Source organism: Pseudonocardia sp. Ae150A_Ps1 (assembly GCF_001932315.1).
Taxonomy (GTDB): Bacteria; Actinomycetota; Actinomycetes; order Mycobacteriales; family Pseudonocardiaceae; genus Pseudonocardia.
This window is the reverse complement of sequence record NZ_MCIJ01000001.1, coordinates 3967906-3982614: the sequence shown is the minus strand read 5'-3', so window position 1 is coordinate 3982614 and position 14709 is coordinate 3967906. Positions and strand designations below refer to the sequence as shown.

Below are 14709 nucleotides of genomic sequence, written 5' to 3'. Positions count from 1 at the left end.
GGTCGCTGCGCCATCAGCCCCGGGCGGTACGGCGTCGTGGTGGACGAACGGCCGGGCGTCAGTACACGGGCTTCAGGTCGAAGTCGATGTACTCGGCGGCGTCCTCGGGATTGGCGAACATGATCGTCTTGTCGTCGAGGTGGACCATGCGCCCGTAGTGGGTCGACATGTTCTCCTCGAACTCGGCCGCGTCGAACCAGCCGTCCTCGTGGCCGGCCTCCTCGTCCATCTCGGCGTAGTCGACCTCGAACTTGCCCTTGCCGTCGACGCGGATCATCGAGGGCAGGTGCTGCACGGTCACGTTGTCCTGACGGTCCAGGACGGTCGCGATCACCGAGCCGATCTGGTTGTTCATCAGCGTGAAGCCGCACATGTTCGAGGCGGTGCTGTCCTGCTTGAACGGGCTGTCGGTGCTGGTCACTGCTTCAGCTCCTCGGGGACGTCGAGACCGAGATCGGCGCAGATCCCGGCGAAGCGGTTCTTCGCCCGGTCGAGGGAGTCCTCGAACGTCGGCGGCTTCGAGTCGGACTGGGACCACATCGGCTGCATCGTCCGTGCGGCCTCCAGCGCCTGCGGGACGTACGTCCGCAGCCATCCGCTCATGAGTCCGCGGTTGTGCTCGGCGAACTCGCGGTCCTGGTTCAGCGGTGCGAAGCAGGCGACCGTCCAGCGCAGGTCGCGCTGGGCGTAGTCGTACTCGCCGGCACCCATGACGGTCGGCGTGACGAAGTCGCCGTTGGTGGCCGCGGACTGCATCACCAGGTTCGACCGGAACAGCTCCCCGACCAGCGGCTCGAAGACGCAGTTGGTCGCGAAGATCGCCTCGCCCCAGTCGTCCTGCACCGCGGTGAGCGCCTCGGTCAGCTTGCGGGCGCCCTGCCACTCCGGTGCGTTGTCCCACGCGTCGAGGTGTGCGGAGCCGTCGAAACCGTCGATCTCCTCGGAGAGGGTCAGGTTGTAGAGCGCGAGGTCCTGGGCGAACCGGATCTTGCGGGTGGAGTTGGCGGCCAGCGCCGTGTTGTGCATGTTGGTCGGCGCGGACCGCTCGTTGGAGGCGAAGACGTACAGGCCGAGTACGTGCTCGATGTGCATCCAGGCGCCGACGTTGCGCTCGACGAACCGGGCCCAGTTCGGGTTCCAGAGCTCGAACGCCTTCGCGTTGCGGGCGTTCTCGATGTTCTGGGTGAGCTGGCGGACGACGTTCGCGTTGTACCGGTAGAGGGACTGCTCCCATTCCTCGTTCGGATCCCGGAACTCGTGCCAGCCGTGGGCCGGCCAGTTCTTGACGTGCAGGCCGCCGGTCCCGATCCCGCGCTGCGGCTCGGGCTCGTCGACGCCCCAGGCCTTCAGCTTGGTCCAGTGCAGCGGGTAGCCGCCCTCACCGTTGGCGAACCCGTAGATCCAGCCCTGGGCGAGGTAGTGCCGCGGGTCCGGCTGGACCTCGACGGTGGTGTCCTCGTACAGGGTCTGCTTGCGCTTGGCGGGGTTGTAGTAGTTGTAGTGGCGCGCGCTCGAGCTCGAGTCCGGGAACTCCCGCGCCCCGGCCTCCGCGTCGGTCAAGACGGGCTTGGGAACGCTGCGCCTCTCCGGCTGTGTCGTCATCAGGATCCGTCGCCTTCCTGCTCACCGGTGGTGGTGAACCTGTCGTAGAAGATGTTCTGCTCGCTCACGCCCAGCTGGGTGAGCGTCGCGATCGCCGCGTCGACCATCGGCGGCGGTCCGCAGACGTAGGCATCGACTCCCTTCAGATCGGCCTCGTGTTTCCGGACCACGTCGGTGATGAGTCCGGTCTCCCCGTCCCACTCCGCACTGCCGGCGTCCTCCGGCTCGGACAGCGCCGGTACGAAACGGAAGTCGGTGAGCTGGGGCGACAGCGCGGCGAGCTCCTTCTCGAAGCACAGGTCACGCACCGTCCGCGCGCCGTAGTAGAAGGTGGCGCGCCGCTCGACCCCGCCCTCCGCCATCGCCCGCAGCAGCCCCAGCACCGGCGCCATGCCGGCCCCGCCACCGACGAAGATCAGCGGGGAGTTGCGGTTCTGCCGCAGGGTGAACGTCCCGAACGGGGCCTCGACCTCGAGCCTGTCGCCCACCTGGAGCTGCGTGTCGAGGTACTCGGAGAACAGGCCGTCCGGGTAGATCTTGACGACGAACTCGAGCAGGCCGTCCCGGTTGGGGACGTTCGCCATCGAGAACGAGCGGGTCTCCTCCGTGCCGGGCACGACGAAGTCCATGTACTGGCCGGGGAAGAACTTGATCTCGGCGGGCTCCACCAGCTTCACCGTGAGGTGGCGCATGTCGTGGGTGACCGGCTCGATCGAGACGACCTCCACGGTGCCCTTCGTGAGCGGCAGGCCGGACCGGATGATCTCCTCGTCGTAGTTGAGGAGCTCGATCACCAGGTCCTCGTACGCGTGCGCCCGGCAGAGCAGGGTGGAGCCCTCCTCCTTCTCGTAGTCGGGGAGCGCGAACGTCGAGTAGCTGTCGTACTCGATGTCCTCGCCCTCGAGGACGAACGACTTGCAGGCGGAGCACTGCCCCTCCTTGCAGCCGTGCATGAGCTGGACGCCCTGCTCGGCGGCCGCCCGGAGGATGGTCTGGTCCTCGTCGACCTCGATCTCGATGCCGACCGGTTCGAACCGCACGACGTGTTTGTCACCCACGGTCTTCACATCACCTCTCTGGCGCTCCCGCGGAGCGGGACCGCCGCACGACCGACGTGGTAAAAGCGACGAATCGGACAGATAGGGACACACGGGTCCCCGGTGCCCGGGCAGGACGGGCGGGGTGACCCGGCCGGGAAGACGACCTCCCGGCCGGGCCGCGGGAAGAGGGCCCCGTCATGGCGTGACGGGAGCCCTCCCCCCTCGCCTGACCCGCGCTCAGGCGTCGGTGGGCGCGGGCCGGCCCGCGGGGCCCTGGCGGTTGTAGTCCGCCACGAAGGCCTCGCGCTCCGAGTCGCTCATCTCGTTGAGGATCACGTTCGGGCTCGCCAGGTGCGGCATCCGCCGCATGTGGTCCAGGGTCCACATCTTCTTCGGATCCAGGTCCAGGTGCGGCTGGGCCGTGAGCGTCTTGCCGTCGTCGCGGACGAAGCCCATGTCCTGGATGACGTCGGCCCAGTTCCAGCCGTGGTACAGCGTCTCCCACTCGCGGTGGCCGACGAGCTTGCCCATGTTCGGGGTCTCGCGACCCTGGTACACGGGGCGGAACGCCTCGGCGTCGGTCCAGCGGCAGACCTCGTGGCAGTACGTGCGCCACTGGCCGTCCACCTTGTCGACGACCATGTCCTCACGCGCCAGGCACGGGACCATGCAGGTCCAGCAGCGGTGCGGGTACACGTAGTCGACGTCCTCGGCGACGATCGCGTGGTGACCGTTCGGCTTGGCGAGGCGGTTGTAGTTCTCCCACCACTTGCCGTACCGGTCGTACCAGCCCGGGTACTTGTACTCGAACCACTCGAAGTCCTCGTCGGTCATGCCGTCGATCCGCCAGTAGTTGGCGCACCAGCCGGTGGCGAAGAACTGCGCGACCTCGTGGACGTAGCCCTTGTTCCAGATCTGGTTCCAGGACTCCTCGACCAGGTCGTGCGGGATGACGAGGCCGTACTTCTCGAGCGGCAGGAGGTACGAGCGGTAGTAGTCGTCGTAGATCCAGCGGCGCCACATCTCCGCGTAGGACTCGCGGTCCTTGCGGCGGTCCTTCGTGCCGTACTCGATGAAGGTGCCGATCGCGGCGTCGACGACGCGGTGGTTGTTCCACCACGCGTAGCGCAGGTCCCGCTCGAGCAGCTGGCGGTTGTCCTCGTCCGACAGCGCCATCAGCAGCGTGGCGTAGCCGTTCGAGATGTGCCGGGACTCGTCGGACTGCACCGAGTGGAAGACCGTCGGCAACAGGTAGTCGCCGTTCGCCGCAGCTTCTGCCGGCATCGCCACGAACAGCGTGTTCGTGAACGCCGTCTCCGCGACGATGGTCAGGTAGATCGACGCCGCGGTGATCGCGTCACCGGTGATGAACCCCTCGGCGAACTGGCGGCCGATGGTGCCGCAGTAGTCCGACTGGAAGTTCCGCAGCGAGTTGTTGAAGCCCGCCGGGTCGATGTAGTTGTTCATGTACAGGCGCTTGAGGTTCTGCTGGATCGTGCTGTGCCGAACCTCGTCGATCATCTGGATCGCCTGGCCGTTGTGCAGCTCCGGGTTCGGAACCACGTGGAACAGCATCGGCATCGAGCGCGCCGCCGAGATCTCCGGCAACGGGATGATCGACAGGAAGAGCTTCTGCCACTCCAGCCAGCGCTCCTGCACCTGCCGGAACATGTTGCCGCGGATGGCGCCGTCCTGGGCACCGTAGACGCGGTGGCCCTTCTCCTCCTCCATCGGGAAGTACGAGCGCAGGACCTGCTTGAGCGGGTCCTTCTTCTGCGCCTTCTTGAAGGTGTAGTCGGTTCCGTACTTCATGTACGGCTCGTGGTACTGCGGCTCCCAGGAGAGCTCCTGGATCTTCTGGTGCGCCTTCGCCAAGCTCTGCCGACTCACGTCGTCTCCTCACAGTGGTGGGTGGTGGTCGGATTCGGTCCGTGCTGGTCGCGCGTCGTCCGGTGGGCCGCCGTCACACGTCCTCCGCGGGTCCCCGCCGAGCGGGGAGAGTGCGTGCCGCGCGGTCCACCTCGCCCGACCGCCGGACCTCGGGGCGAGCGCGGGTGCCCCGGGTGGAGATCGGTCGCGGGAGCGCCGGCCGGAGGTTCGCGAGTGGATCCCGCGGCTCATCGCCGGTCGTCCCGTGCTGCGAATCACACCGGGTCCGTACGGCGACAGAGGTCTCAATATGAGACGCTGCCGCGCCGCCACGTCTGGTGATCTTCCTCTCACGGCGCGTACCGTCGCCGTCACACGATCGTCCGGAGCAGGTCACCGCTGCTCAGGCACCGGACGACGGGTGTGGTTCCCGATCTCGACGCACGGCGAGGAGGCCACGCGTGACATCCCTGCCCGACGGCGTGCGGGGCGGTACCGGAACCGCCGGTCCACCGGGCCCACGGCGCCCCGCGGACGACCCGATGAACGATCTCCTGGCCGCGTCGGCGACGTCGACGACCGCGGCGGAGCGCATCGCGGCCGCGCGCGACGCCTTCCTGCACAGCGACGGCGTCGGCGCCGACGTCGTCCGGCCGCCGATCCTCGCCTCGTGGATCCGGTCGCGGGACATGGCCGTGCCGTACGACGCCATCGACCTGCCGGAGCTCGACCGCGAGACGGACAGCCCCCTGACCAGGGCGGCCCGGCCGATCGTGACCGAGCTGTGCGACCAGTTCACCACCGAGCCGGTCAGCCTCATCCTCTGCGACTCCGACGGCGTCGTGCTCGACCGGCGGACCGGGGACTCCGCGCTGGGCCAGCACCTCGACCGGGTGTGGCTGGCGCCCGGCTTCTCCTACGCCGAACGGCACGTCGGCACGAACGGCATCGGGACGGCCCTCGAGGGGCGCCGTCCGACCGCGGTGTTCGGGCACGAGCACTTCGTGGAGCACCTGGAGGACCTGGCCTGCGCGGGTGCGCCGATCCGGCACCCGATCACCGGCAAGATCCTCGGTGTGGTCGACCTGACCTGCTGGCGGCGGGAGGCGAACGCCCTGATGATGGCCACCGCGTCCACCACCGCCCGGCGGATCGAGGAGGCGCTGCTCGCCGCCTCCGGACGGCACGAGCTGACCCTGCTGCACGACTACCTCATCGCGGTGCAGCGCGCCGGGAACTCACCGGTGCTCGCCGTCGGCGACGACCTGGTGATGATGAACGACCGGGCCCGGGAGCTCATCGCCCCCGGCGACCAGGTGCCGCTGCTCGCCGACGCCACCGACGCCCTGCGCACCGGACGCTCCCGGCAGCTGGTGGTGGACCTCCCCAGCGGCGTGACCGCCCGGGTGCAGTGCCGCCCGAGCTGGGCCGAACCGGGATCGGCCGGCGGGGTGCTCCAGGTGACGCTGACCCACCGGGAGACCTCGTCACGGACGCCGGGGACACCGACCATCACCACCGCGCTGCCCACCGCCGTCGGGGCCGGGGCGCTGTGGACCAAGTGTGCGCAGGCCGTGGACCGGCACTTCCGCACCAACGAGTGGGTCGTGCTGCAGGGCGAGCCAGGCTCCGGCCGGACGACGCTCGCCCGGGCCACCCACCACCTGCACTCCCCCGCCGGGCACGTGCGCGTCCTCGACGCCGCCGACTGCTCCCCGCGCTGGCTCGCCGAGGTGTCCGACGAGCTGGCGGGCCGCAGCGGGACCCTGGTGCTCCGCGACATCGACAAGCTGCCGCCGGCCGCGGCGACGGCGCTGACCGACCTCCTGGAGCCGCAACGGGAGTCGACCTGCCACGAGCGCCCGTGGATGGTGGCCACCCGCGGGCCGGGCGCGGAGGACGGCGTCTCGGAGAGCCCCGAGCTGACCGCGCTGCTGCGGGCCTTCCCCCGCACGATCGAGGTGCCGCCGCTGCGTCACCACGTCGAGGACGTCGCCGAGCTGGTGCCGTACCTGCTGGCCCGGCTGACCCGCGGCAACGACCTGAGCTGCTCACCGGAGGCGCTGCGGGTCCTGATGCGCAACCGTTGGCCGGGCAACGTCGAGCAGCTCTACCAGGTGCTGCGCAAGGTCGTGGCGCGCCGGCGGACCGGGACGATCCGGATCGAGGACCTCCCGCCGGAGGCGCGGGCGCTGACCCGCCGGGTGCTGACGCCCCTGGAGTCGATCGAGTGCGACGCCATCGTCGACGCGCTGCTCGACGCCGACGGGAACAAGGCCGAGGCGGCCCGGCGGCTCGGGATGAGCCGGGCGACGATCTACCGCAAGATCCGGGGCTACGGGATCGCCGTACCGGAGGGAGTAACCGCACCCGGGTGACCCCCTGCTCCGTCCCGGCTCCGTCCTGCACCTCGCACGGGAACCCGTCGCTCGCAGCAGAACCGATCCCGTGCGAGGAGCGCGGACCCGTGCGAACTGCGCCGGCGCGACACCGGCACCTCTGTTGATCTACGGTCCCTCCGCATGGAACCGGACACTTCACCCCCGTGGCCGGACTCCGCGTTCCCCGCGGACCCGTACCCGGGCACCCGGCCCGACGCCTCGTACGTCCACGACCAGGGGTGTTCGTTCCCGCTCACGGCGGACCCGGGGTGCCCGTCGGGGTGGCGGGTCGAGGACCGGTGCCTCGACGAGTGGCTGGCCGGCCGGGGCGCGCCGCCGTGCGCGGGGCGGGTACCGGTCCTCGCCTACGGCTCGAACGCGAACCCGTCGAAGATCTCCTGGACGCGCGCCGAGCGCGGGCTGGCCGGGCCGGTCGTCGTCCTGCGGGTGCGGACGGAGGGCCTGGCCGCGGTCTGGTCGGCCGGGTACCGGGTGGTCGACGACCAGTGCCCGGCCACGCTCGCCGCGGTCCCGGGTGTCGTCGAGGAACACGCCGTCTGGCTGGCGGCTCCGGAGCAGTTCACCGCGCTCGACGTCGTCGAGGGGCGGTCGGCCGACCCGCCGCGGTACCGGCTCGCCCGGGTCGCGACCGGCGGCGTCGTCCTCGTCGACGGTGACGGCACGCTGGACCGTCCGTACGCCTACGTCGCACCCGTCGCGCCCACCGGGGACGAGCGCACCGACCGGCGTCCGCTGCTGGTGGACGGGGCCCCGGTGCGGTGCTCGTCGCTCGGCCAGGACGCCGCCCGGACGCTGTCCGGCACCCCCGGCGACGACGGGCTGGACGCGGCGACCGTCGACGGCGTCCCGCACCCGGACGGCTGGCCGGCGCGGGTGTTCGTCTACGGGTCCCTGATGCCCGGGCAGCGCGCCTGGCCGCTGATCCGGGAGCACGCCGCGCCGGAGGTCCTGCCGCAGCCCGGGTTCCTGCCGTCGGGCTCGGTCTCCGACACCGGGCACGGGTACCCGGCGCTCACCCTGGACGGTGGCCCCGGTGTCCCGGGCTACGTCGTCGAGCTCGCCGACCCGGTCGCGGCGCTGCCGGCGCTCGACGCCTACGAGGGCCCGGAGTACCGGCGGGTCCGGGTCACGGCCGAGGGCGGCGCCGTGTGCTGGGCCTGGTCGTGGATCTCGTCCGCCGACGGGCTCACCGCGCTGCCGCTCGGCTGGGCCGCGCGGAGCTGACACGACGACGGGCCCGTCGAGTCGTGCGGGACGGGTCAGGAGCTGCCCTTCTCCGCCAGCTTCGCCTGCTGCTCGGCGAGACCGGGGACGTCCCGGCCCTTGATCGACACGCCCTTCGTCTCGATGACGAAGTACAGGGCGATCATGCCGATCAGGCAGGCGCCCATCATGTAGTACGCCGGGAACAGCACGTCGCCGGTCGCCTCGACCACGCTCTCGTTGACCAGCGGCGCGGTACCGCCGAACGCGGCCGTCGCGACGTTGTAGGAGATGGCCATCCCGGCGAACCGGACGTGCGTCGGGAACATCACCGGGAAGGTCGCCGAGATCGTCCCCAGCTGCAGCAGGTAGATCAGGCCGAGCACGGTGAACCCGACGATCGCCCAGGCCAGGCCCTGCGCCATCAGCATGTACATCGGGATGGCGAGGACGAAGATGCCGACCAGGGATATCCCCCAGCACGGTTTGCGCCCGATCCGGTCGGACAGGGCACCCGCGAACGGGATCAGCAACATCATGATCGCCTGCCCGACGACGGCCAGGGTGTCGGCGCTCGCCGAGTCCATCCCGATCGTGGTCTGCAGGTAAGTCGGCATGTACGTCAGCAGCGTGTAGTTGATGACGTTCAGCGCGATGACCAGGCCGAACAGCGCGAGGATCGGCTGCCAGTAGCGGACGATGAGGTCCTTCAGCGCCCCGGTCGCCGCCGACTCGGACTCGCCGGCCCCCTCGAGCTCCCGGAACACCGGGGTGTCCTCGAGCTTGGTCCGGATGTAGAGACCGATCATCGCCAGCGGGAGCGCGATCATGAACGGGATCCGCCAGCCGTAGTCGAGCATGGCCTGCTCGCCGATGGCGGTCTCGAGGCCGAACACGACCAGCACGGCCAGCGTGAAGCCGGCCAGCGTGCCGAACTCCAGGAAGCTGCCCCAGAAGCCGCGCTTCTTGTCCGGGGCGTACTCCGCCATGAAGGTGGCCGCGCCGCCGTACTCACCGCCGGTGGAGAAGCCCTGGACGATGCGCAGCAGGAACAGCAGCGCCGGGGCCGCCCAGCCGATCGTCTCGTACAACGGGATGACGCCGATCAGGAACGTCGCGATACCCATCAGGATGATCGTCATCGACAGGACGCGCTGCCTGCCGATCCGGTCGCCCAGCGGGCCCCACACGAAGCCGCCGAGCGGTCGCAGGATGAACGAGATCGCGAAGCCGAGCAGCGTTCCGAGATAGCCCAGTTCGCCCGGGAAGAACGCGTTCGTGAGCTCGACCGTCAGGTACGCGTAGATGCCGTAGTCGAACCATTCCGTCGCATTACCGATCGCCGACGCGGCGACCGCCCTGCGCAGGACCGATGGCTCGACCTCGTCCTCCGCCCCCTGCTGGCCTGGGTTGGCCGGGACCGATGTCATTTCGGTACACCCCCCATTCGCACAATGCTCCCGCAACCGGAGACGCATTTTCGTTACACGATCGACACAATCTCCGCGCTATTGCAGTCAACGGAGCGTACAGAGCGCAATGATCCGTTGCCACCCCACGCGAGCGTCGCTTCGCGGTGCGCGGCACGGGGTCCGTGTAGCGTCCTGCGGGTGCTGGCGATCGAGGGGCTCGCCAAGCGGTTCGGCACCGTGACGGCCCTGGACGGCGTGACGTTCGAGGTCCGGCCGGGTGAGCTGTTCGGCTTCGTCGGCGGCAACGGCGCCGGCAAGACGACGACGATGCGCATCGTCCTCGGCGTCCTGGAGCCCGACGCCGGAACCGTGTCGTGGCGGGGCTCACCGATGGACGCGGCCGTCCGCCGCCGGATCGGGTACATGCCCGAGGAGCGCGGGCTCTACCCGAAGATGCGGGTCGCCGAGCAGCTCGTCTACCTGGCCCGGCTGCACGGCATGTCCCGTGCGGCCGCCGTCGCGGCGGTCGAGCTGTGGACCGGGCGGGTCGGGCTGGCCGCACGGCGGGGCGAGGAGGTGCAGAAGCTGTCGCTCGGCAACCAGCAGCGGGTGCAGCTCTGCGCCGCGCTGGTGCACGCCCCGGACGCCCTCGTGCTCGACGAGCCGTTCTCCGGACTCGATCCCGCCGCCGTCGACACGATGAGCGAGGTCCTGCGCGAGCAGGCCGCCGCCGGGATCCCGGTCATCTTCTCGTCACACCAGCTGGAACTGGTGGAACGGCTCTGCGACCGGGTCGGCATCATCTCCGAGGGCCGGATGGCCGCCGTCGGCTCGGTCGGGCAGCTGCGCGAGGGCACCGCCCCGCGCTACGACGTCACCGGGCCGCCCGCGGGCTGGGCCGACGCGCTGCCCGGGGTCCGGGTGCTGGGCACCGACGGCGACCGCACGCGCGTCGAGCTGGAACCCGGCGCCGACGACCAGAAGCTGCTCGCCGAGGCGCTCGCCGCCGGTCCGGTCCGCGCCTTCGGGCCGTACCGGCCGCCGCTGACCGAGCTGTACCGCGACGCCGTCGCCGACCGGCCGTCCACGCCCGGTTCCGGGACGGCGTCGTGACCGGCACCGCGGGGATCGTCGCGCTCGTCGCCCGGCGGGAGATCAGCACCCAGGTCCGGTCCCGGACGTTCCTGATCGGGCTGCTGCTGATGATCGTCGTCTTCGGCGGGTACGGCGCGGTCTTCGCGTTCGTCGGGTCGCAGTCGTCGACGTCCTCACTGGTGCTGGACCCGGCCTCGCGGGAGCTGCGCCCGGCCCTGCAGGCCACCGCGGACCGGACGGGCGCCGGACTGACCCTCACCGAGGCCGGCAACCGGCAGACCGCCGAGTCGATGGTCCGCTCCGGCGAGGCGGACGCGCTCCTCACCGGTGGTCCCGGCGTGTACCAGCTCGTCGGGCTCGACGACGTCCCGCCGGGGCTGCGCACGCTCGTCACCGACGTCGTCGAGCAGGAGACCGTGAACGGCGCCCTGCGCACGGCCGGGGTCGATCCTGAGCAGGTCACCGCCCTGTCCGGGGTCGGGGTCCGCACACTGGTGCCGCCCGACACCGAACGCGGCCAGCGCGTGGGGATCGCGTTCGCCGTGACGTTCCTGCTGTTCTTCTCCGTGACCGCCTACGGCGCCGCCGTCTCGCAGGGGGTCGTCGAGGAGAAGTCGAGCCGGGTGGTGGAGCTGCTGCTGTCGACGATCCGGCCGCGGCAGCTGCTGGCCGGCAAGATCCTCGGGCTCGGCCTGGTCGGGCTGCTCCAGCTGCTGATCCTCGGCACGATCGGGACGACGGTCGCGCTCGCCACCGGCGTGCTGGCGGTACCGGCGCTGCTGCTCGGGACGCTCGCGTCGGTCGTCGTCTGGTACCTGGTCGGGTTCTTCCTGTTCGCGACGCTCTACGCGGCCGCCGGCGCGCTGGTGTCCCGCCAGGAGGAGCTGCAGTCGGTCACCGCACCGCTCGCGGTCCCGCTGCTCGTGCCGTTCCTGCTGGCCGTCGCGATCCTGCCGACCGACCCGCGCAACCCGCTGACGACGGTGCTGTCGTTCGTGCCGTTCTTCTCCCAGACCCTGATGCCCGCCCGGGTCGCGCTCGGCGTCGCGGCGTGGCGGGAGGTGCTGGTCGCGCTGGCCCTGGCCCTCGCCGCACTGGCCGGGATGGTGCGGCTCGCCGCCCGCGTCTACCGCAACTCGATCCTGCGGACCGGTTCCCGGGTGAGCTGGCGGGAGGCGCTGTCGCGCTCGTGAGTGGTTGTCGCGGTCCGGACCGCGTGCCTGTTCTCAGGACATCCGACACAGTTGATGTCTCGGCACATCGAGGACACTGAGTAGCCCGCTGGCCGGGTTGGTCGATCCTGGTGATCGGCCAGCCTGGTCCAGGTGGGTGGAACAGGGTTCGAGATGGATCCCGACCGCGTCGCGGCGGTCGCCCGGGCCGCCGCCGGGCAAGAGATCAACATCGCTCGGGTGTGCCGAGAACTCGGCGTGTCCCGGTCGGTGTTCTATCGCAAGCTGTCCCGTTTCCGAGACCAGGGCAGCACCGGTCTGGCACCGCGTTCACGTGCTCCGCACACCCGTCCCAGCGCGGTGGCCGAACACGTGGCCGAGGCGGTGGTGCGGGCCCGCAAAGAACTCGCCGACCAGGGCTGGGACCACGGAGCCCAGACCATCCGCTGGCGGCTGCTCGACGCGGCCCGCCCCGGCAGCAGCCCCGGCAGCGGCCCTGGCAGTAGCGGCGGCAGCGGCCCGGCACTCGAGCAGGCCGAGGTCCCGTCGCGGGCCACGATCCACCGGCTGCTGGCCGACCGCGGCCAGATCACCCCGCAACCACGTAAACGACCCCGCCGCAGCACGCACCGGTTCGTCCACCCGGCCCCGAACGCGGTCTGGCAGATCGACGGCGCCCGGACCGTACTGGCCGATGGCCGGCGCGCCACGGTGGTGCAGGTCATCGACGACCACTCCCGGCTCGACATCGCCTGCCACGCCGCGAGCAGCGAGAACGGCGAGGCCGCCTGGGCCGCGCTCAGCGCCGGCTTCGCCCGCTACGGCCACCCGGCCTGCGTGCTCTCCGACAACGGCACCGCCTTCTCCGGCCGGCGCCGCCAGTGGCCCCTGGTCGACCTCGAACGCCGCCTGGCCGCGCTGGGCATCACCACCATCGTGTCCTCGATCGGACACCCACAGACCTGCGGGAAGAACGAACGCGCCCACCAGACCCTGCAACGCTGGCTCGCCGCCCGACCCACCCCGGCCACCCTGACCGAACTCCAGAACCTGCTCGAGACCTACCGGCAGGGCTACAACCACCGCCGCCACCAAAGCCTCGACGGCGACACCCCGCACCAGCGTTTCCACACCCGCGAACCCGCCCGACCGGCTGGACCCGCACCCCGCATCGCCGGACACCTCACCCGCACCGTCTCCGAGACCGGAGTCATCAGCTTCTCCGGAACCTCGATCGGTCTGGGCCGCCGCCACGCCGGCACCACCGCGGAGGTGTTCTGGCAAGGCGACCGCGTCACCATCCTCATCGACGACGCGGTCGCCGCCAGCCTTACCCTCGATCGCAGCGTCCGCTACCAGCGGACCACCAGCAAACCGTCCACGATGTGCTGAGACAGATCTGTCTTAGATGTGCTGAGACACGACACGCGGTCCTGACCGACTCGACCACTCACGAGCGCTTCGCCGCCTTCACTGCTTCGTAGCGGGCCAGTGCCTCCTCGCGCTCCGCCTTGTGCTCGACCATCCGCTCGGGATAGCCGTCCGGGAGGCCGTCCTTCAGCTTCCAGGGCTGGTGCACGGCCTTGCCCGGCACGTCGGCGAGCTCCGGGACCCACCGGCGCACGTAGTCGCCGTCGGGATCGAACCGCTCCCCCTGGGTGATCGGGTTGAAGATCCGGAAATACGGCGCCGCGTCGGTGCCCGACCCGGCCGTCCACTGCCAGCCGTGCTGGTTGGAGGCGAGGTCGCCGTCGACCAGGAGCTGCATGAAGTGCCGCGCGCCCCACCACCACGGCAGGTGCAGGTCCTTGACCAGGAACGACGCGACGACCATCCGCACCCGGTTGTGCATCCACGCCTCGGCACGGAGCTGGCGCATCCCGGCGTCGACGATCGGGAAGCCGGTGCGCCCGTCCTTCCAGCGTTCGAGGTCGTCGTAGGCCGCCTCGTCGGTGCGCAGCGGGAGGTGGTCGAAGCCGGTGTCGTAGTTGCGCCGCGCGGAGTCCGGACGCCGGTACAGCACGTCGGCGTAGAACTCCCGCCAGGCGATCTCGGTGCGGTAGGCCTTGACCGAGTCGCCCCGGCGCGACCCGAGGTCGGCGAGCAGCGTGCGCGGGTGCACGCAGCCGTACTTGAGGTACGGCGACATCCCCGACGTGCCCTTCTTCGCCGGCATGTCGCGCTGCGACTCGTACTCCGCGACGCCCTCGTCGAGGAAGTCCGCCCACCGCGCCGCCGCCGCGGTCTCCCCCGCGTCGGGCAGCGCGGAGTCGCAGGGCTCGTCGGCGGGGACCTGCACCGCGCGTGGCCCGCCGTCCTTGCCGGACGGGTCCATCCAGGTGCAGGTCGACGCGGACGTCTCGGCGGGGGCTCGCCAGCCGTGCTCGGCCCAGGCCCGGCTGAACGGGGTGAACACCTTGAACGGGTCGCCGTCGCCCTTGGTCACCCGGCCCGGCGCGACGGCGTAGGGGGACCCGGTGCGGACGAGCTCGGCGCCGGCGTCGGTGAGGGCCTTCTCGACCTGCTCGTCGCGCTCCCGGCCGTACGGGCCGTAGTCGGCGGCGACGTGCACGGTGTCCGCACCGACGGCCGTCGCCACCCGCGGGACGACGTCGGCCGGGTCGCCCTTCACCACCAGCAGCCGTCCGCCGAGCGCGGAGTCGAGCTCCCGCAGGCAGCCGTACAGGAAGTTCCGGCGGGCCGCGCCCGACGGGTCGAGGAGCGCCGGGTCCAGCACGAACAGCGCGAGTGCCCGGTCGGCGGCGTCCGCGGCGGCCAGGAAGGTCGGCTGGTCGGCGACCCGGAGATCGCGGCGGAACCACACGACGGCAGTGCTGGAGGCCATGGGGCACGACGCTAGCCGCGGGGCCCCGCGCCCGCCCGGCGAACGACGACGGCCCCGCCGGGTTCTCCG

Annotated in this window: 11 protein-coding genes; 5 read left to right on the top strand and 6 right to left on the bottom strand. The window is 70.9% G+C overall.

Going from position 1 to position 14709, the window contains the following annotated elements:
• Nucleotides 1-58 precede the first annotated feature (58 nt).
• From mimD to Ae150APs1_RS18595, 4 genes are all read right to left on the bottom strand, one after another.
• On the bottom strand, nucleotides 59-421 hold the full coding sequence (mimD, locus tag Ae150APs1_RS18610; RefSeq protein WP_010242492.1) for a propane 2-monooxygenase effector subunit MimD: 363 nt from the start codon (nucleotides 419-421) through the stop codon (nucleotides 59-61).
• Nucleotides 418-1602, bottom strand: a complete 1185-nt coding sequence (locus Ae150APs1_RS18605; RefSeq protein WP_075299266.1) for a toluene hydroxylase — start codon at nucleotides 1600-1602, stop codon at nucleotides 418-420. The genes mimD and Ae150APs1_RS18605 overlap by 4 nt, the downstream gene beginning before the upstream one ends.
• Nucleotides 1602-2660, bottom strand: coding sequence for an FAD-binding oxidoreductase (locus Ae150APs1_RS18600; protein WP_075302280.1), 1059 nt, complete (start codon nucleotides 2658-2660; stop codon nucleotides 1602-1604). Before Ae150APs1_RS18600 ends, Ae150APs1_RS18605 begins: the two co-directional genes overlap by 1 nt.
• A gap of 219 nt (nucleotides 2661-2879) precedes the next feature.
• Entirely contained in the window at nucleotides 2880-4517 is a 1638-nt protein-coding gene (locus Ae150APs1_RS18595) for a methane monooxygenase (RefSeq protein WP_075299264.1), read from the bottom strand.
• Between the two features lie 536 nt (nucleotides 4518-5053).
• Between Ae150APs1_RS18595 and Ae150APs1_RS18590 the strand changes: the two genes are divergently transcribed.
• Complete coding sequence (locus tag Ae150APs1_RS18590; RefSeq protein WP_075299262.1) at nucleotides 5054-6889, top strand: helix-turn-helix domain-containing protein; 1836 nt, start codon at nucleotides 5054-5056, stop codon at nucleotides 6887-6889.
• 144 nt (nucleotides 6890-7033) lie between these two features.
• Complete coding sequence (locus tag Ae150APs1_RS18585; protein ID WP_075299260.1) at nucleotides 7034-8137, top strand: gamma-glutamylcyclotransferase family protein; 1104 nt, start codon at nucleotides 7034-7036, stop codon at nucleotides 8135-8137.
• A 35-nt stretch (nucleotides 8138-8172) separates the two neighbouring features.
• On the opposite strand, the gene Ae150APs1_RS18580 is transcribed toward Ae150APs1_RS18585, so the two are convergent.
• Nucleotides 8173-9546 carry an MFS transporter gene (locus Ae150APs1_RS18580; protein ID WP_075299258.1) on the bottom strand — a complete coding sequence of 458 codons (1374 nt, stop codon included), beginning with the start codon at nucleotides 9544-9546 and terminating at the stop codon, nucleotides 8173-8175.
• Between the two features lie 180 nt (nucleotides 9547-9726).
• Here Ae150APs1_RS18580 and Ae150APs1_RS18575 point away from each other — a divergent pair, with 180 nt between their 5' ends.
• From Ae150APs1_RS18575 to Ae150APs1_RS18565, 3 genes are all read left to right on the top strand, one after another.
• Nucleotides 9727-10641 carry an ATP-binding cassette domain-containing protein gene (locus Ae150APs1_RS18575; RefSeq protein WP_010242506.1) on the top strand — a complete coding sequence of 305 codons (915 nt, stop codon included), beginning with the start codon at nucleotides 9727-9729 and terminating at the stop codon, nucleotides 10639-10641.
• The gene (locus tag Ae150APs1_RS18570) at nucleotides 10638-11816 is read left to right on the top strand and encodes an ABC transporter permease (RefSeq protein ID WP_075299256.1); all 1179 of its coding nucleotides are present in this window, start codon (nucleotides 10638-10640) and stop codon (nucleotides 11814-11816) included. Before Ae150APs1_RS18575 ends, Ae150APs1_RS18570 begins: the two co-directional genes overlap by 4 nt.
• Nucleotides 11817-11948: 132 nt before the next feature.
• The gene (locus tag Ae150APs1_RS18565) at nucleotides 11949-13187 is read left to right on the top strand and encodes a DDE-type integrase/transposase/recombinase (protein WP_249266236.1); all 1239 of its coding nucleotides are present in this window, start codon (nucleotides 11949-11951) and stop codon (nucleotides 13185-13187) included.
• A 58-nt stretch (nucleotides 13188-13245) separates the two neighbouring features.
• Here the strand turns inward: Ae150APs1_RS18565 and Ae150APs1_RS18560 are convergent, their stop codons facing one another.
• A complete protein-coding gene (locus Ae150APs1_RS18560; protein WP_075299254.1) occupies nucleotides 13246-14640 on the bottom strand; it encodes a deoxyribodipyrimidine photo-lyase in 1395 nt (464 codons plus the stop codon).
• Between the last annotated feature and the right edge of the window lie 69 nt (nucleotides 14641-14709).